Annotated in this window: 19 protein-coding genes; 8 read left to right on the top strand and 11 right to left on the bottom strand. The window is 65.7% G+C overall.

What is annotated here, in order from left to right:
• Nucleotides 1–127: 127 nt before the first annotated feature.
• Together NDI85_RS15600 and NDI85_RS15605 are read left to right on the top strand one after the other, a co-directional pair.
• A complete protein-coding gene (locus NDI85_RS15600) occupies nucleotides 128–772 on the top strand; it encodes a heme-binding protein (RefSeq protein WP_310916303.1) in 645 nt (214 codons plus the stop codon).
• Nucleotides 773–797: 25 nt separating this feature from the next.
• The gene (locus NDI85_RS15605) at nucleotides 798–2,030 is read left to right on the top strand and encodes an MBL fold metallo-hydrolase (protein ID WP_188999964.1); all 1,233 of its coding nucleotides are present in this window, start codon (nucleotides 798–800) and stop codon (nucleotides 2,028–2,030) included.
• 16 nt (nucleotides 2,031–2,046) lie between these two features.
• On the opposite strand, the gene NDI85_RS15610 is transcribed toward NDI85_RS15605, so the two are convergent.
• The 4 genes from NDI85_RS15610 to NDI85_RS15625 form a co-directional block, all read right to left on the bottom strand.
• Complete coding sequence (locus NDI85_RS15610) at nucleotides 2,047–2,208, bottom strand: ribbon-helix-helix protein, CopG family (RefSeq protein ID WP_166967779.1); 162 nt, start codon at nucleotides 2,206–2,208, stop codon at nucleotides 2,047–2,049.
• A gap of 105 nt (nucleotides 2,209–2,313) precedes the next feature.
• Complete coding sequence (locus NDI85_RS15615) at nucleotides 2,314–3,705, bottom strand: sugar porter family MFS transporter (protein ID WP_166967781.1); 1,392 nt, start codon at nucleotides 3,703–3,705, stop codon at nucleotides 2,314–2,316.
• A 269-nt stretch (nucleotides 3,706–3,974) separates the two neighbouring features.
• Nucleotides 3,975–5,060 (bottom strand): hemolysin family protein, encoded by a 1,086-nt coding sequence (locus NDI85_RS15620; RefSeq protein WP_310916304.1) that lies wholly within the window; start codon nucleotides 5,058–5,060, stop codon nucleotides 3,975–3,977.
• Between the two features lie 33 nt (nucleotides 5,061–5,093).
• Nucleotides 5,094–6,047 (bottom strand): oxidoreductase, encoded by a 954-nt coding sequence (locus tag NDI85_RS15625; protein ID WP_310916305.1) that lies wholly within the window; start codon nucleotides 6,045–6,047, stop codon nucleotides 5,094–5,096.
• An 82-nt stretch (nucleotides 6,048–6,129) separates the two neighbouring features.
• On the opposite strand from NDI85_RS15625, the gene NDI85_RS15630 reads away from it, so the two are divergent.
• On the top strand, nucleotides 6,130–6,378 hold the full coding sequence (locus tag NDI85_RS15630; protein WP_166967787.1) for a glutaredoxin family protein: 249 nt from the start codon (nucleotides 6,130–6,132) through the stop codon (nucleotides 6,376–6,378).
• Here the strand turns inward: NDI85_RS15630 and thiE are convergent, their stop codons facing one another.
• Nucleotides 6,379–7,023, bottom strand: a complete 645-nt coding sequence (gene thiE / locus NDI85_RS15635) for a thiamine phosphate synthase (protein WP_310916306.1) — start codon at nucleotides 7,021–7,023, stop codon at nucleotides 6,379–6,381.
• Nucleotides 7,024–7,251: 228 nt separating this feature from the next.
• Here thiE and NDI85_RS15640 point away from each other — a divergent pair, with 228 nt between their 5' ends.
• Complete coding sequence (locus tag NDI85_RS15640) at nucleotides 7,252–8,388, top strand: site-2 protease family protein (protein WP_310916307.1); 1,137 nt, start codon at nucleotides 7,252–7,254, stop codon at nucleotides 8,386–8,388.
• Nucleotide 8,389: 1 nt separating this feature from the next.
• Here the strand turns inward: NDI85_RS15640 and NDI85_RS15645 are convergent, their stop codons facing one another.
• Nucleotides 8,390–9,745: an arylsulfotransferase family protein gene (locus NDI85_RS15645; RefSeq protein WP_310916308.1), complete on the bottom strand. Its 1,356-nt coding sequence runs from the start codon at nucleotides 9,743–9,745 to the stop codon at nucleotides 8,390–8,392.
• Between the two features lie 87 nt (nucleotides 9,746–9,832).
• Here NDI85_RS15645 and NDI85_RS15650 point away from each other — a divergent pair, with 87 nt between their 5' ends.
• Both NDI85_RS15650 and NDI85_RS15655 read left to right on the top strand, forming a co-directional pair.
• Nucleotides 9,833–10,687 (top strand): ZIP family metal transporter, encoded by an 855-nt coding sequence (locus NDI85_RS15650; RefSeq protein WP_188999942.1) that lies wholly within the window; start codon nucleotides 9,833–9,835, stop codon nucleotides 10,685–10,687.
• A 76-nt stretch (nucleotides 10,688–10,763) separates the two neighbouring features.
• A complete protein-coding gene (locus tag NDI85_RS15655) occupies nucleotides 10,764–11,342 on the top strand; it encodes an NADPH-dependent FMN reductase (protein WP_188999940.1) in 579 nt (192 codons plus the stop codon).
• On the opposite strand, the gene NDI85_RS15660 is transcribed toward NDI85_RS15655, so the two are convergent.
• Entirely contained in the window at nucleotides 11,339–12,214 is an 876-nt protein-coding gene (locus NDI85_RS15660; protein ID WP_310916309.1) for a helix-turn-helix domain-containing protein, read from the bottom strand. The genes NDI85_RS15655 and NDI85_RS15660 overlap by 4 nt on opposite strands.
• Before the next feature lie 34 nt (nucleotides 12,215–12,248).
• Nucleotides 12,249–12,548 carry a CPCC family cysteine-rich protein gene (locus NDI85_RS15665; RefSeq protein ID WP_166967801.1) on the bottom strand — a complete coding sequence of 100 codons (300 nt, stop codon included), beginning with the start codon at nucleotides 12,546–12,548 and terminating at the stop codon, nucleotides 12,249–12,251.
• Nucleotides 12,549–13,042: 494 nt separating this feature from the next.
• Here NDI85_RS15665 and NDI85_RS15670 point away from each other — a divergent pair, with 494 nt between their 5' ends.
• The gene (locus tag NDI85_RS15670) at nucleotides 13,043–13,693 is read left to right on the top strand and encodes a glycine zipper domain-containing protein (protein WP_188999934.1); all 651 of its coding nucleotides are present in this window, start codon (nucleotides 13,043–13,045) and stop codon (nucleotides 13,691–13,693) included.
• A 34-nt stretch (nucleotides 13,694–13,727) separates the two neighbouring features.
• Nucleotides 13,728–14,087: a hypothetical protein gene (locus NDI85_RS15675; protein ID WP_188999931.1), complete on the top strand. Its 360-nt coding sequence runs from the start codon at nucleotides 13,728–13,730 to the stop codon at nucleotides 14,085–14,087.
• 36 nt (nucleotides 14,088–14,123) lie between these two features.
• On the opposite strand, the gene NDI85_RS15680 is transcribed toward NDI85_RS15675, so the two are convergent.
• The 3 genes from NDI85_RS15680 to NDI85_RS15690 form a co-directional block, all read right to left on the bottom strand.
• Nucleotides 14,124–14,408, bottom strand: coding sequence for a DUF6360 family protein (locus NDI85_RS15680; RefSeq protein ID WP_310916310.1), 285 nt, complete (start codon nucleotides 14,406–14,408; stop codon nucleotides 14,124–14,126).
• A 472-nt stretch (nucleotides 14,409–14,880) separates the two neighbouring features.
• A complete protein-coding gene (locus tag NDI85_RS15685) occupies nucleotides 14,881–16,047 on the bottom strand; it encodes a nicotinate phosphoribosyltransferase (protein WP_310916311.1) in 1,167 nt (388 codons plus the stop codon).
• Nucleotides 16,048–16,137: 90 nt separating this feature from the next.
• Nucleotides 16,138–16,323 (bottom strand): hypothetical protein, encoded by a 186-nt coding sequence (locus NDI85_RS15690; protein ID WP_189000426.1) that lies wholly within the window; start codon nucleotides 16,321–16,323, stop codon nucleotides 16,138–16,140.
• Nucleotides 16,324–16,417 lie beyond the last annotated feature (94 nt).

Genomic DNA, 16,417 nt, shown 5'->3' on the forward strand with positions numbered 1-16,417 from the left:
ATGTGCTATTGGTACCGCGCCTCAATCCGGGTGCTAACAAGGAACACATACCGCGAGACTGCGACGCGACGCTCCTGAACCATTAGCTCGCCTACATTCTTTGTGACCGGGGTGCGTCTCTCCTCGTATGGCCGTACGAACCCGCAAACTCTTCGCGACGCTCACCGCCGCCGTCATGCTCTGGGTCGGCTGGGGTCTGTATATAACTAGAACGACAGAACGCGTCCCCTACGAGACGCTCGACGAGTTCGACGGCGTCGAGATACGCCGCTATCCCCGCACGGTCCTCGTCGAGACGACGGCGCCCACCGCCGGCGCGGCGTTCCGCCGCCTGTTCCGGTACATCTCCGGCGAGAACGAGGCGGGCGAGGATGTCGATATGACGGCACCCGTCGCGACGGACGGCGCGACCGTCGAGATGACGGCGCCGGTCCGCACGGACGACGCGGACGACGGCCCGGTCACGATGGCGTTCTACCTCCCCGCGGAGTACACCCCGGCGACGGCACCGGCACCGACGGACTCCACCGTCCGCCTCGTCGTCGACCCGCCGCGGACGGCCGCGGTCCGCGCGTTCGGGTGGTACGCCACCGCCGACCGCGTCGCCGGCGAACGCGAGGCGCTACTGGAGACGCTCGCCGACCGAGGTATCGAAACCCGCGGCGACCCCGTCGTCCTCCAGTACAACGACCCGTGGACGCCGCCGTTCATGCGGCGAAACGAAGTCGAGGTCGACGTCGCCGACGGTGGCAACTGGACCGACGAACACTAACCGACGAGGGCCGTACTCGACGCCGATGGAGGTCCAGTTCCTCGGTGGTGCCGACGAGATCGGCCGGAGCGCCGTGCTCGTCGACGACAGTCTCCTGCTGGACTACGGAATGGCAAGCGAGTCACCGCCGCAGTACCCCGTCGGCGACGTGGACCCCGACGCCGTCGTCGTGAGCCACGGCCACCTCGACCACGTCGGGGCCGTCCCCGCACTGATGTCGAGTGGCGACCTGCCGCCGGTCCACTGGACGCCGCCGACCCGTGACCTCGCGACGACGCTCGCCGAAGACACGCTGAAACTTCACGGCTCGACCCCGCGCTGTCCCTTTACCGACACCGACGTGCGCCGACTCACACAGGCCTCCGTGACTCACGGCTACGGCGAGTCCTTCGAGGCGGCCGGCTACGAGGTGACGCTTTACAACGCCGGCCACATCCCCGGGAGCGCACACGTCCTCGTCGACGATGGAGACACCCGTCTCCTGTACACCGGCGACTTCCACACCGGCGACCAGCGACTCGTCGCTCCCTCCACCGCGCGTCCCGAGGCCGACGCCGTAATCTGTGAGTCGACCTACTCCGACGTGACCCACGAGGCCCGCGACGCCGTCGAGCGACGGTTCGCCGAGAGCATCCAGCAGACCGTCTGGCAGGGCGGTACCGTCGTCGTCCCCGCCTTCGCCATCGGCCGCACGCAGGAGGCGATGCTCGTCTGTGCCGCCCACGACGTGGACTGCTACGTCGACGGGATGGGCCAGCGAGTCACGACGCAACTGAAGCGTCACCCCGAGTTCCTGCGTGACGCCGACGCGCTGGCCGGCGCGACGTCGTCTGCGCGCTTCGTCGACGGTCGTGACGGCCAGCGAAAACGCATCGCGAAGCAAAACACCGTCATCATCACGACGAGCGGGATGCTCTCGGGCGGCCCGGCGATGACCTACGTCCCAGCCATCCGACAGCACCCGACGAACAAGGTGGCGCTGACGGGGTATCAGGTCGAGGGGACGCCCGGTCGGGAACTGCTAGAGACGGGCAGCGCCGAACTCGACGGGCGCGTGATGCCGGTCAGTGCGCAGGTGGAACTCCACCAGTTCTCGGCCCACGCCGACCGCGACGGCCTGCTCGAATTCCTCGATAGCTACCGGGAGACGCCGGTCCTCATCAACCACGGCGACCGGACGGCGGCCTTCGCCGAGGAGTTGCGTGCCGACGGCTTCACGGCCAGCGCGCCCGCACTCGGCGAGGCCGTCGGGCTCTGACCGTCGACGACAGCCCTCACTCCTCGTCGCGACGCTTCAGCCACTCGTCGAGCAGGTCCCGTATCGCGGCGTCGCGGTTGTCGCGGTGGTCCGCGAACGCCTTCTCGTCGACCGCTTCGAGCAACGCCTCGTCCAGTTCGAGTTCGACCTCTTCGAGGTCGAGGAACGTCTCGTTCATCGGATTCGAAACAGGGTACGGGTGGGTAAATACTCTCGTCAGACGGGTGTCCTGCGTTCGTGTGACACGGCCCGTCTGCCGGTCGAGGACAGGGGTGACCGCGCTTCAGTCCGCGGCTTCTGTGGGTGTGCCGATGTTCTCGCGGAGGTCTGCCTCGATGGCCTCCAGCGAGCGCCCCTTCGTCTCGGGGACGAGTCGGTAGGTGAACAGCAGTGCGACCAGACTGCAGGCGCCAAACAGCCAGAACGTCGAGGGCTTGCCGACGCCCGCGGTCAGCATCGGGAAAGTCAGCGAGACGAGCAGGTTCGCCCCCCAGTTGGCGACGGTGACGGTCCCCATCGCGCTCCCGCGGACCGCGAGCGGGTAGATCTCCGAGATGAGGAGCCAGAACACCGGCCCGAGGCCGATGGCGAAGAACGCGACGAACAGCATCAGGCTCGCCGTGGCGATCCAGCCGAGTGCGCCGCCGAACCCGGGGAGGTAGAACACCGTCCCGAGGACGCCGAGCGTGACGACCATCCCGCCGATGCCGACCTGCAACAGGAGGCGGCGGCCGACGCGGTCGATGAGCGCGATGGCGACGACGGTCATGACGACGTTGATGACGCCGATGCCCACCGTCGCGAGGATAGAGGTGGTGCTCCCGAACCCGGTCGATTCGAGGATGGTCGGCGCGTAGTAGATGACCGCGTTGATGCCGGTGATCTGCTGGAAGACGGCCAGTCCCAGACCGACGATCAGCGCCGGGCGGAGCCACGGTTCGAGGAGTTCTCGGACGCCCGTGCCGGACTGCTTCGAGACGGTCTCGGCTATCTCTTCGAGTTCCTCGTCTACGTCACCCTGTCGGGTCCGCTGGAGGACGGCCTCGGCCTCGTCCTTCCGTCCGTGTTCGAACAGCCAGCGGGGGCTCTCGGGCATCTTGAGCATCCCCACCGCGAGGATGACGGCCGGAATCATCCCGGTGCCGAGCATCCAGCGCCACGCGCCGGCGTCGGCGAAGGCGTAGTTGACGAAGTACGACGCCAGAATCCCGACGGTGACCATCAGTTGGTTCAGCGAGGTGAGCGCCCCGCGGATGCGCGGCGGCGCGATTTCGGAGATGTACAGCGGGCCGACGATAGAGGCGAAGCCGATGGCCACGCCGTCTATCAGTCGGCCGGCGACGAGCACCGGGACGGACGGGGCGATGGCCATCGTCAGCGACCCGACGAAGAACACGCCAGCCCCGAGGAGTATCAGTCTGCGACGCCCCAGTCTGTCTGCCAGTTTCCCACCGACGGCGGCGCCCAGTGCGGCGCCGGCCATCGCGCCGCTCATCACGATGCCCTCGACCAGCGGCGACATCGTGAATGTGTCGTTGATGTAGAGGAACGCCCCCGAGATGATGCCTGTGTCGAACCCGAACAGGAGACCGTTCAGTGCGGCCAGCGCGGACGTGAGGTAGATGAACCGGTCTCCGCCTCCGCGCAGGACGCTCCGGATGTCTGCTGTTGACATGATGTACATCTTCCACATAGTTGGAAGTCCGTTATGAATCGTTCGGATCTATCAATCATATTTAATAACATATGACCCATCACGTACGGCGATTTCGAAACAATCTATGTATATAGTATACGTTATTTCTACATGAAATATCCGGGTCCCGTGGTCACGGGAGCGGCGGTATCGGTCAGTGACTCCCGCGCGCTCGGCCACGTCGGCGTGGCGGTCGGGTTCGAGAAGCCGTCGGCGTCGGCGGCCCGGAGAACGACCGCGTCGACGCGCTAGGCGACGCCGGCCTGTTCGTCCATCGGGTCACGGATGTCGCCGACGACGGCCTCTAGCGCGTCGGTGACGGTGAGCATCCCGAGTACTTCGCCGTCTTCGAGGACGAGCGCGAGTTCCTGACTCTCTGCCTGAAACCGGTCGATGGCGTCGCTGACGCTTGTTTCTGCGGTCATCGCCATCGGCGGGGCCGCGATCGATTCGAGGTCGATACCGCCGAGTACGGTGCCGTCGATCGGTTCCTCGCCGTGTTCGCGGACGAGTTCGGGCACGTAGACGATGCCCAGAAAGTCATCGAGGTCCTCGCCGACCAGCGGGTACCGCGTGTGGGGCGTCTCGGCGACTCGGCGGGCGTTCTCGGTCTCGTCGAGACTCGTCGACAGGACGACCATGTCTTCGGCGGGGACCATCACGTCCCGGACCTGTTGGTCGCCGGCGTGGAGCGCCGCAAGCACCTCCTCGCGGCGTTCTTCCGAGAGGCCGCCCTCGTTCAGTACCGACCCGAGTTTGTTCCGGAGGTCGGCCCGGGACTCGATGACGTCCTCCTCGGTTTCGAGCCACGCGCCGGTCATCTCGATGCCGAACAGTCGCAGCGTCCACTTCGCGACGGCGTCCCCGAGCGTGATGAGCGGCGAGATGAGCCAGTTGAACCAGTACAGCGGCGTCGCGCCGTAGCGACAGACGAACCGCGACCGCTCGACCCCCAGATACGTCGGCGTCTGCTCGCCGTGGGTCAGGTGGACGAGGTTGATGATGAGGAAGGCGATAGCGGCTCCGAGACCGATACCGGCCAGCCCCGACTCGGTGAACACCGATTCGAACAGTACGGCGAGCGCGGGTTCGGCGACGATACCCACCGCGATGGAGGAGGCGGTGATGCCGACCTGACAGGTGGTGAGATATATCTCGAGGTCGTTCGTCATCTCCCACGCGCGCTCCAAGGCGGCGTTGCCGTCGCTGACGAACTCGTCTTCGGTGAACTGCCGAGCCCGCGTCAGGGCGAACTCGATGGCGACGAAGAAGCCGTTGGCGAGGATGAGTCCGACTCCGGCCAGCAGTCTGACCGCTATCTCGACGGGTTGCATCGCCCGGCAGTTCAGCCGCGTCCGTGGAAAAAGCTAGTGTTGTATCGTCGCCGTCTCGAAGTCGTATGCGACGCCGGTCAACTCCGCGGAGACCGCCCAGAGACGGTCGGCGTCGCCCTCGTCTCTGGACGCCTCGTTGGACTGCTGGAACTCCGGATGGCCGCGCATCTCCAACAGGCCGTCTGGGCCGACGTACTCGCCGCCGAGGACGTCGTCGGCCGTCGCGGCGTACAGCATCGGGAGCGCCCCCTGTGCGGCCGACTGGCCGAACAGCGCGTTGGCGACTTTCATCCCGGCCATCCGGAGCGACGACCCCATCTCGCGCGGGCCGCGGAACTGGAGGTCCGTGTCGGCGTAGCCCGGGTGACAGGCCACGCTGCGGACGTCGTCGATGCCGTGGTCGTCGAGTCGCCGGTCGAGTTCGTAGGCAAAGAGGAGGTTCGCCAGTTTGCTCTGGCCGTAGGCCGCCCACTTCCCGTAGTCCCGTTCGGACTGGAGGTCCGAGAAGTCCATCTCGCCCATCTCGTGGGCGCCCGAGGACTGCGTGACGACGCGGGCCTCGCCGTCGCTCGCCCGCAAGGCTGGGAACAGGTGGCCCGTCAGCGCGAAGTGACCGAGGTGGTTCACCCCCAGTTGCATCTCGAAGCCGTCGGCCGTCTCCTGTCGCGGGATGGCCATCACGCCGGCGTTGTTACAGAGGACGTCGACGGCCTCGTAGTCCTCGCGAACGCCCTCGGCGAACGCCGCGACGCTGTCGAGGTCGGCGAGGTCACACTCCCGGACGTCGAGGTCGGCGTTGCCGTCGACGTGGCGAATCTCCGAGGCCGCCCGTTCGCCTCGGTCGACGCTCCGACACGCCATCACGACGGTCGCGCCCTTCCGGGCGAACGCTTTCGTTCCCTCGTAGCCGAGGCCGCTGTTGGCCCCGGTCACGACCACGGTCCTGTCCTCCATCGTCGGCATATCGTCGGCGGTCCACCCTGCCATAGCCCGTCGTTGGGGACGAACACACAGAAACCCCTCGGCGAAACAGATGGGCATTTGCCCGTCGAGCGGGTACGGCCGGGTGATGAGCGACGTGTCGGTCACGGTGTACACGCGCGAGGACTGTCACCTCTGTGAGGAGGCTATCGACACTATCGAACGAGTCGCCGACGACGAGGGCGTCGCGCTCGACCTCTCGCTGGTCGACGTCGACACCGACGAGGAACTGCGCGAGGAGTACGGCGAACGGGTCCCGTACGTCCTGCTCGACGGGTCCCCGGCGTTCAAGTACCGCGTCGACGAGCGGCGACTCAGACGGAAACTGACCGCGTAGTCACCGCTCGGCTCTCCCTCGTTCGACGGCCTCGCGGAGCGCCGCCGTCGCCGCTTCGGGGTCCTCGGCCCGCGTGATGGCGGTGATGACCGCGACGCCGTCGGCCCCTGCCGCGCTCACCTCGGCGGCGTTCTCGGCCGTGATGCCGCCGATGCCGACGATGGGGATGTCGACAGCGGCGGCGATGTCTGCGACTCGCTCCGGGCCGACGCCGTGTTCCTCGTCGGGGATGTCGTCTTTCGACCCGGTTCGGTACACCGTCCCCACGCCCAGATAGTCCGCGCCGGCCGCTTCGGCGGCCTCGGCGTCCGCGACGAACGACACCGAGCGGCCGATGATGGCGTCCTCGCCCAGTATCTCGCGGGCGACCGAGACCGGCAGGTCGTCGTCGCCCAGATGGACGCCGTCGGCGTCCAGTGCCTGTGCGAGGTCGATTCTGTCGTTGACGACGAAGGGAACGCCGGCCTCGCGGGTGAGGGCCCGGATCTCGCGGCCCATCTCGTAGCGCTCGCGGACGGTTCGGCCCTTCTCGCGCAACTGGACGACGCCGACGCCGCCTTCGATTGCCCGCTGGACTATCTCGCGGGTGGTCCGGCCCGCCGACAGCGACTCGCCCGTCACCAGATACACGTCCCAGTCGACCATATGGACGGCTCGGCCCGGCATCGTTCTCACTCTTGTGCTCTCGGCCCGGCAAAGACGCTGTTCGTTGGTCGCCGAACGGTGTCGCGTGGTCCTCGCTGCTCTCGCTCGTGGTCGGCCTGCTCGTCGGCGCACTGTGAGACACCTCGCGGCCACCACCGCCGCCCTCGGGGCCCGAGTCCCCGGGATCTGAGCCGAAGATATTACCGTTTCCCACCCGTCCGTTCGAGCGTGCGAAACTACCACATCACGACAGTGTGGGGGATTCCTATTCGTGTCAACATCTCCCTACTGGTTTTTCTGCCGGTACTCGCGTGGCTCATCGGGAGCGGTGCACAGATAGAGTTCTACGCCGGCATCGTCGGTGGTCTCGCCGGGACCGAACTCGACCTCGTCCGCCTGCAGGCCGGAACGACCCCGTGGCTCGTCGGCACGCTCGCCGCCGTCGGCCTGTTCGTCAGCGTCACCCTCCACGAACTCGGCCACGCGTGGGCGGCGATGCGCTACGACCTCGAAGTCGAGTCGATCACGCTGTGGATTCTCGGTGGGCTGGCGAGTTTCAAGCAGATGCCCAGAGAGTGGAACCGGGAGTTCTGGATCGCCGTCGCCGGCCCGATAACCAGCGTCGCCGTCGGCGCGGTCTGTTACGCCGGAGTGCTCACGCTCCCGGCCAGTGCGACCGTCACGCTGTTCGTCGTCGGGTGGCTGGCCGTGACGAACGTCCTGCTTGCGGTGTTCAACATGGTCCCGGCGTTCCCGATGGACGGGGGGCGGGTCCTGCGGGCGCTGCTCGCGCGGAACCGTCCGTACGCCTCCGCGACCCGCATCGCCGCCCGTATCGGGACGGCCTTCGCCGTGCTCTTTGCCGTCTTCGGAGCGCTGACTTTTAGCCCGCTGTTGATTCTACTGGCACTGTTCATCTACGCCGCCGCCACCGGCGAGTCCCGGACCGTCGCCCTGTCTGACCTGCTCGACGGCCTCACAGTCGGCGACGTCGCCCGACCCGTGGCTCTGACCGTCGAGGCCGACGCCAGCATCGAGGACCTGGTCGACCGGATGTTCGCCGACCGCTCCTCGGAGTTCACCGTCACAGAGAACGGCGAGGTGATCGGAGTCGTCACCATCGAGGACTTCCGCGCCCTCTCGAAGGCCGAGCGCGAGGCCGACACCGTCGCCGACCTGATGGAGACGGACCTGCCCCGGATGGCCGCCGACAGTCCCGCGTTCGACGCGCTTGTGGAACTCGATACGGCCCGGGCCAGCGCGGCCCTCATCGAGGGCCCAGACGGCGTTCACGTCGTCACCCGGGCGGACTTCGCGTCGGCGATGGAGATGCGACGGCTGGTCGGGACGTCGGGCCCGTTCTGAGTCAGTCCCGCTGGCGATACCAGTCGACGCTCCCGGCGGCGACGCCGACTATCGCGACGAACGAGAGGGCGAGGTGGGTCTCGCCGAACCAGAACGGTATCCACGGGGCCACCGCTCGGACGCCGACCAGCGCCAGCGAGAGGCCCGGAATCCGCCCGCCGTCGGTGGCCGTCCCGGTGCCGGTCGCCGCTTCGGTGGCGGTCCCGGCCCCGCTCTCGCCGTCTGCCGTCCCGTACTGTTGTGCCCCGGCACGCTCGCCTTCCGGCAGTCGCTCGGCCTCGTAGGGAATCGGCGAGTCGCTTGGGGTCCCCGTACTCCAGACGACGGTGCCGTTCGGCGTCACCTCGAAGACGCGCTTGTTCAGGGTGTCCGTGACCAGCGTGTTGCCGTTGTCCAGTCTGTCGGCGTCACGGGGCCAGTGGACGTCGATGCCGCCCGCCCGTTCGAGCGTCCAGACCGGTTCCCAGCGCCCGTCCTCGCGGTGGAGTTCGACCACGCGGTCGTTGTCCGAGTCCGCGACCAGAACCGCGCCCTCGCCCAGCCACTGGGGATTGTGTTGGTGGTCGAGTAGCTCGGGGTTGCCACAGCGCACGTCGCCGTCGCCGTCGAAGTCCGAGAGTTGCCCGTTGCCCAGACAGGAACTGTCGTCGCCGCCCCGGTCCTCGTTTATCACTTCGACGACGCCCTCGCCGCGTTCTATCAGGAGAATCTGGTTGGCGTTGCGAACCGAGACGAGGTAGTGGGTCTGGTTGACGGCGTCGACGTCGTTGATGTGGAGCCAATCGCGCTCGGTCACGTCCGGCGGCGCGTCGTAGAACGACGAGGCGTTCCACTGCCACGTCACCGTCTCGTTCCGGACGGTGAAGATGCGCTCGTGTTCCATGTCCGAGAGCAGGTACTCGCCCGAATCCAGCCGTTCGACGTCGTGGGTCTCGCTGTTCTTCGCGGTGCGGACCGGGAAGGCGTACTCGGAGACGACGCTCGGCCCGCCCTCGGTGTCGGGGTCGATGATACGGAACCCGGTCTTCGTACAGGGGGCGTCGTAGGGGCCACACCCGGACTCGTAGCCCGAGTGCATGAACCCGGCCATCACGGTGCCGTCCGGCAGCATCGTCACGTCGAAGTAGCTGTCGGCGCTGCCCTCGCGCCACGCGATAGAGCCGTCTTCGACGAGGTAGACGCTCCCCTTCTCGTGCCATCCGGGGCCGCCGCCCTGTGACCCGACGAGCGTCGCGCCCTCGCTGCCGTCGCCGCCGATACCGCGGTCCGGTGCCGTCGCCGCGCCGACCGCGAGCGTTCCGACGAGGAGGAGGAGGCTGAGGCCGACGAGAGCGACACCGCGCGTGGCACGTTCCATCACCCCCGTCTCCGCCGACGGCAGAAAAAAGCCTTCCGGGGTCCTCGGACGGTAGCTACAAAGGTCGGCGTCCCGCAGGCAACGACCATGCAGTCAGGATTCGCCGAGACGTTCTCGTCGCTCTTTGGCACCGACCCGCTCGTGTTGGGACTGGTCGGCGGCCTCGTCATCGCGACGTTGAACCTCTTCGGAGCGTCGCTCGTGTTGGTGTGGCGAGACCCCTCGCAGGAGGCACTCGACACCGCGCTGGGGTTTGCCGCCGGCGTCATGCTGGCGGCGGCGTTCACGAGTCTCATCATCCCCGGCATCGAGGAGTACTCCGGCGGGAACCCGATTCCGACGCTGGTCGGCGTTGGCCTCGGCGCGCTCTTTCTGGACCAGGCCGACCGCTTCCTGCCCCACGCCCACTACCTCCTGACCGGGAGTAAGCGGACCGATGCCGCCGGCCAGAGCGAGACGCTGCCAGTCGACGACCAGCGACTGGCCGGCGTCGTCCTGTTCATCCTCGCCATCACGCTCCACAACATGCCCGAGGGGCTCGCTGTCGGCGTCGGGTTCGGCGCGGCGGCCAGCGACCCGTCGCAACTCGGCGGCGCGCTCGCGTTGATGCTCGCCATCGGCATCCAGAACATCCCGGAAGGGCTGGCGGTGTCGGTGGCGGCCATCAACGCCGGCCTCGACAGGCGCCTGTACGCCGTCGTCGCGGGCATCCGAGCGGGCGTGGTCGAGATCCCGCTGGCGGTTCTGGGCGCCGTCGCCGTCACCCTCGTCGAACCGCTGCTCCCCTACGCGATGGGCTTTGCAGCGGGTGCGATGCTGTTCGTCATCTCCGACGAGATAATCCCCGAGACCCACCGGAACGGTCACGAGCGCATCGCGACGCTGGGGCTGATGGGCGGCGCTATCGTCATGTTGTATCTGGACGTCTCGCTGGCCGCCTGAACTGAGTTTCAGTAAACGCGGCTACAGAAATGTAGGTCTGGAAACATTAAGGGAGGGGTCGCCCCTCGACTCTCCTATGTCATCGACCCCGTCCCGGCCGTTGGTCGTCGGCGTCGCCGGGAGCCTGAACGACGGAAGTGTCACCCGCAAAGCGACCGAGTGTGCCCTCGCGGCCGCCCGTCAACGCGGTGCCAGAACCGAATTGCTGGACCTGCGTGAGTACGACCTGCCCGCGTTCGACCCGAACGCGACCCCGCCCGCCGACGTCGAGGCGCTCACGGACCGTATCGAGGCCGCCGACGCGGTACTGCTGGGAACGCCGATGTACCACGGGTCCTACTCGTCGCCGCTGAAGACGGCGCTCGACTACTGTGGCTTCGACGAGTTCGACGACACCACGGTCGGTCTGCTGGCCGTCTCCGGTGGCAGTTTCCCCCTCCCCGCCCTCGAACATCTCAGAAGCGTCTGTCGGGCGTTCGAGGCGTGGGTGCTCCCCCATCAGGCCGCCATCACCGACTCGCACGCTATCGACGGGGCACTCCCCGACGCGGACCGCGAACGACTGACCGAACTGGGCGAACGGGCCGTCGCCTACGCCGGTATCGACCCCAGCCATCCCGCCGAGCAGTGCCCCGGCGCCCCCGCTGACGACTAATCGAACGCCGTGACCGTCGGCGTCTCGTCGACGACGGCCACACGCTCCTCGTCCCCGACGGCGACGGTCACCGCCACCTCCCACGGGTCGTCGTCGCGCACCGTGACGGCGTCCGGGTCGACGACGAACGGCAGTTCCCACAGCGGTTCGCTCCGGAGGTCGACCCCGTTCTCGTAACAGAAGCCCCGTACCGCCGGGTGTGACAACAGGAGTACCCCGGTGGGGACGTTCCCGTGGTAGCTACACTGCCGGCAGTCGAAGCCGACGGTGACGGGATGCCCCGGCACGGCGACGGCCTTCGGTGGTGCGTCCGTTCTGAGCCACCGCCTGACGTGTCCGGCACAGACCGGACAGATGTCTGTCTGTGCCTGTGCCCACGTGTTGCGTGCCACCCGGTCGAAGACGCGCCCGATCTCGTCGCCGCTCCGGTCGACCAGTCCGCCGGGGTCGAAGGGGTGACGCAGATGCCGCCGCCCACACTCGACGCAGGCGACCCGACCGCCTTCGAGCGTGTCGTAGGTAAATGCCAGCCCACCCCCGCAGTCGAGACACGACCCCGACACTGGCTCGGCGTCGACGCCGTCCTGTCGGTGGAACGCGCCGTTGTGGATGGCATCGACGACTCGGTGACCGGGGTAGGTCAGCGCGTACACTCCTCGGCCGGTCTTCGCGACGAACCGCCCCTCCAACTTCGAGAGGTGGTAGTTGAACTTCCCGCTGTCACGCTCACCGATACGCTCACGAAGTGTCGAAAACGAGAGTCGCTGGCCGTCGGCCTCGCCCAACGCTCGAAGGATGCTGATGCGGAGTTCGTGACCCACCAGCGCGAACGCTTCCTCCGGCGAGATGTCCGCCCGTCGCTGTTCGCCCATACCCGGCGCGTTGCCACCGGTCGGTAATAGTGATTTACCTGTCGTACGGCCAGTTGGGGTCCCGGTCGAACCCGTCGGGCGAGACGCAGGACTCGACTTCGTCGGGGTCACAGGCCCCGTGTTCGCGGAAGTTCTCTCGTGCCGCCGCCAGTGAGACGTGATTGGTGTCGCTGACGCAGTCGACGTCGCCGAACTGGGTCGGGTCGTCGAGCCAGTGACACACCGGGCAGACCTCGTAGGACCCCGGCCGTCCTTTCGGTAGTGTCCGGTAGCCACAGCACGGGCAGTACCCCAGTTCCCGTGCCGCGGGGTTCCCGGGCGCGTCGGTCGACATGGCCCGTGGTAAGTGGCGACACATCAAAGAACCACCGGGTCGTTCACACGCCGACAAACCGCAAGAAAGCGCTCTACTCGGACTGTGCGGCCTCGACTTTCTCCGCGTACTCTTCGAGTTCGCAGGTCTGCGCCGAAGAAATCACTATTTCTCACTTCAGCAAATACTAATAATTAAATGCAGATTCAAAAGCTCGCTTTGAATACCATTTCATGGTCACAGATCTCCTTTTCTCATAGCTGATAAAAGTAACTGAATATGAATGTTTCACTGGCAAATTCTTTTTTTTTTGATAGTACCGAAGTTAATGTAATATGCCTACGATGGCTAATACCAGACGAAGCTTCCTTCGAAAAGTCGGTGCCGCTGCCGGGATTACTACCGTTTCAGGTACTGTATCTGCCTCCAACGGAGAACGCGCTCCGTCTAACCGCACTGAGCGTGGTCGTCGCTCCCACACTCCTCGGCAAACTAAGTCCCGCTGGGTGTTTGAAGTGGAACCACAGGTAGATAATGGGGTTAACGCAACTAGCCAGACAACAGTAGAGTCCGTACTCGTAACAGCACACGATAGAAAGGAAGACACTACTACCCGATTCGTTGGAGCAGTAGAGAACGGTCAGTTGAAACTCGACAGAGTAGACGAGTCAACCCAGGCAGCTATGCGCCAAGACGGAGTCACAACGCAAGATATCGGCCGGTTACCCTCTGCTCCGGATTGGATTGACCGGTGGGATGCCTACGACTTCCCCATTGGTCAAGAATGCCAATCGATTAGTGGATATCCAGAGCACTACTTTGCTGGTGGGACAATTGATGCTACCAAACCACTATCAGTGGTCGGCGGAGCGGCGGTTGGTGGTGCTTTCGGTACTCTCGTTGGAAGCATTGTTGGTCCAGAAGGGAGTACAGCTGGTGCGGCCTTTGGTGGGTTTATTGGGGGTGCCGTTGGCGGCCTCATCTCGATGGGATATGACACTGAAACGGCAACTATTGCTGCTGTTGATCAGGACATCGGTGGATATGGGGCTTATGCTCCCGCGATACGATACCAGTACTCCGGATACTGGAACGACCGAGATGCAGATGGAATGATTCCGACCGCTGTCAAGCCTGACAGCCATATATTTATACCTAATCCATAACAGTATCTAAAACAACACCTGAAACTTGAATTTCATGCCTGATTCGGAGTATCCACCGTGGGTGCTGTGTATACTTATCGGCCCAATAGCTGAAACTATTGGGAGTGGATTGTTGATCCATTACAATGTCGGATTCGATAGCGTTGCATTTCAGACTGGCATCTTTTTTGGAGTCTTCTACGCGGTCGGCATCTATGCACTCTATTCGCTGTACTATAAATTGTCTAAGAAGTACCTCGCGTACGCTGGCGTCGTGTTTATCGTTCTCGTTCAGACACTCATCTGGTTGTGGGGCGTGGAAGTGCAAGGAGCGAACTACTTTGTCGCCGGTGTGCTCCTCACGGCACTTGCGGGACTCGACAAGATTGCCCGAAGCGTCACAGCAACACGGTAACTCGCCTGCGCACGGTAGAACCCCTTCCCGACGCCCCTACTCGGACTGTGCGGCCTCGACTTTCTCCGCGTACTCTTCGAGTTCGGCGGCGAGTTCGCGGGCCTGTGCCGCCGAGAGCGTGACCGTGTCGGCGTGGGGCTTCACCGCGTCCAGTTGTGTGTTGTCCATCTCCAGTTGCAGTTCGACGTGGTCGGGGTTCTTCCGGGGTGCGGTGACGTTCAGCACCGCCAGCGCCTCCTCGTCGAAGCCGTGGCCCTCCACCGTGCCGTCTAGCAGGTCGAAGGTGGTGTACGCGTTGACTTTCATGATGCGGTCTGCCATGTCCGCTCGTAGCGTCGCTGTGAACTTAACCCCGGTCACTCGGTTCGGTTGCGAACGTGGACAACCGTTCGTCCGGTGTGACAGCGATACCGCTCCAGCGGCAAGCCCCCGGCCGGTCCGCTGAGAGCGTTTCCGTAACCGTGCTGTCGAAAGCCCCCGACCGGTCCGCTGAGAGCGTTTCCGTAACCGTGCTGTCGAAAGCCCCCGACCGGTCCGCTGAGAGCGTTTCCGTAACCGTGCTGTCGAAAGCCCCCGGACGGTCGCGGTCGCTGCCCGACATATCCTCGCTCGTGCCTCGCTCGGATAGTGGTCGAGCAGGCGACTTCTCTCCGACGCGACCGCCCGGCCCCTTTCAGTCCACCCAGTCGGTTTGCGTCACCGGCGGAAACTGGGCGGCCGTGTCACTGGCAGCAACAGTCGGTTGCGTCGTCGTCAGAAACCGTCGGTCATCCCGCCGGCGACGAGTGGTGGGTTACTCCGCTTCGCGGTTCTCGCTCGCAAACCCGACCGCCTCGGCGTCGGCGGCGGCGCGCTCGATGGCCGCGTCGAGGTCGAACTCGCGGACTAGTTCGCCGTCCCGGAGCAGGGGTTCCACGAGCGACTCGGCGTCTGCCGGTCCCTCGCGGCCGGCGAGACCGACGTGGTGGCCGCCGTCTGCGGTCCGGTACACCGACTTCTTCCCCGTCAACTTCCCGCGCTTTGCGGCCGGTTCGTCGTCGACTTCGACGATGTCGAGCGAGAAGTCCAGCGGGTCGGCGTTCGAGACGTAGCTTCCGACGCCGAAGCCGTCGGCCACGTCCCGCAGATTCCGGAGCTGTTCGGGGCCGAGGCCGCCCGAGAGGAAGACGTCCACGTCTTCGTGGCCGTGGGCGTCCAGCGTCCAGCGAACTTCTCGGGCGATGTAGCGGAAGTCGCCGCGCCGAGAGCCGGTCGTGTCGAGGCGCACGCCGTCTAGGTCCTCGACCGCCGCCGCGGCCCGCAGGGCCTCGTCCACCTCGTCAGAGTAGGTGTCGGTCAGCGCGATGCGGGGCGTCTCTTCGGGGACGGCTTCGTCGAAGGCCCGCCACGCGGCCTCTTGGTGGCCTCGACCGAAGCAGATGACCAGCGCGTGGGGCATCGTTCCGCCGGCCTCGCGACCGAGGACGTCGCCGGCGGCGACGTTCGAGAAGCCGTCCAGTCCGCCCAGCAGGGCCGAGCGCTCGATCATCGCGCCCAGCGACGGGTGGACGTGCCGCGAACCGAACGACAGCACCGTCGAGTCGGGCGCTGCGTGCCGGGTTTCCAGTGCCCGAGTCGCTACGCCGGTCGGGTGCGAGAGAAAGCCAAGCAGCGCCGTCTCGAGCCGACAGAACTCCTGATAGGGGCCCTCGATTCGCATGACTGGGCCGCCGTCGAACAGTTGGCCCTCGGGGAGGGCGTCGACGTCTATCGCGCGCCCCGCCAGCAGTCCGGCGGCGTCTTTCAGCCCCGCCAGTAGCTTCCACGTCCCGGTAGCGAACTGGTTGGCCGTCACCTCTGCGACCACGTCGGGGTTCTTGCCGGCGTGGTCCAGTGCCTCCATCGTCCGGTCGAAGTAGGCGTCGGTCGCCCGCCCCTCTCGGATGGCCTCGGGCGGCACGACGTCGAACTCCTCGCTCATACCTCGCTTTCGGCAGGTAGTTCAAAAAGGACCCCGGTCCACGGGTCGTCACGGTCACACTGGTTCGATAGCGGTCGCAGCGCCGTTCGACTACTGTTCGGCGAGTTCGGACCGAGTACGGTCGTCGGTAATCGCCTCGATGAGCGCCTCGCTTATCTCGCTCTTGCGGTGTGAGACCTGCAGGTGGACGTAGACGTCCGTTGCCGTCTCCCCGGAGTGGTCACAGAGGGGGCAGGCGTACGACGCTTCGTCTCGGTCCGTCGCTGATGCGGACATCGTCGGTTGCATCTACACTATAGATGTAATTCGATCTATATGAATCTGTGCAATCAGCTAACTGATAGCATCGGTGACGCCGTCGCGCTGCGTG

The sequence above is a fragment of the Haloarcula sp. S1AR25-4 genome (assembly GCF_031624555.1).
Classification (GTDB): domain Archaea; phylum Halobacteriota; class Halobacteria; order Halobacteriales; family Haloarculaceae; genus Haloarcula; species Haloarcula pellucida.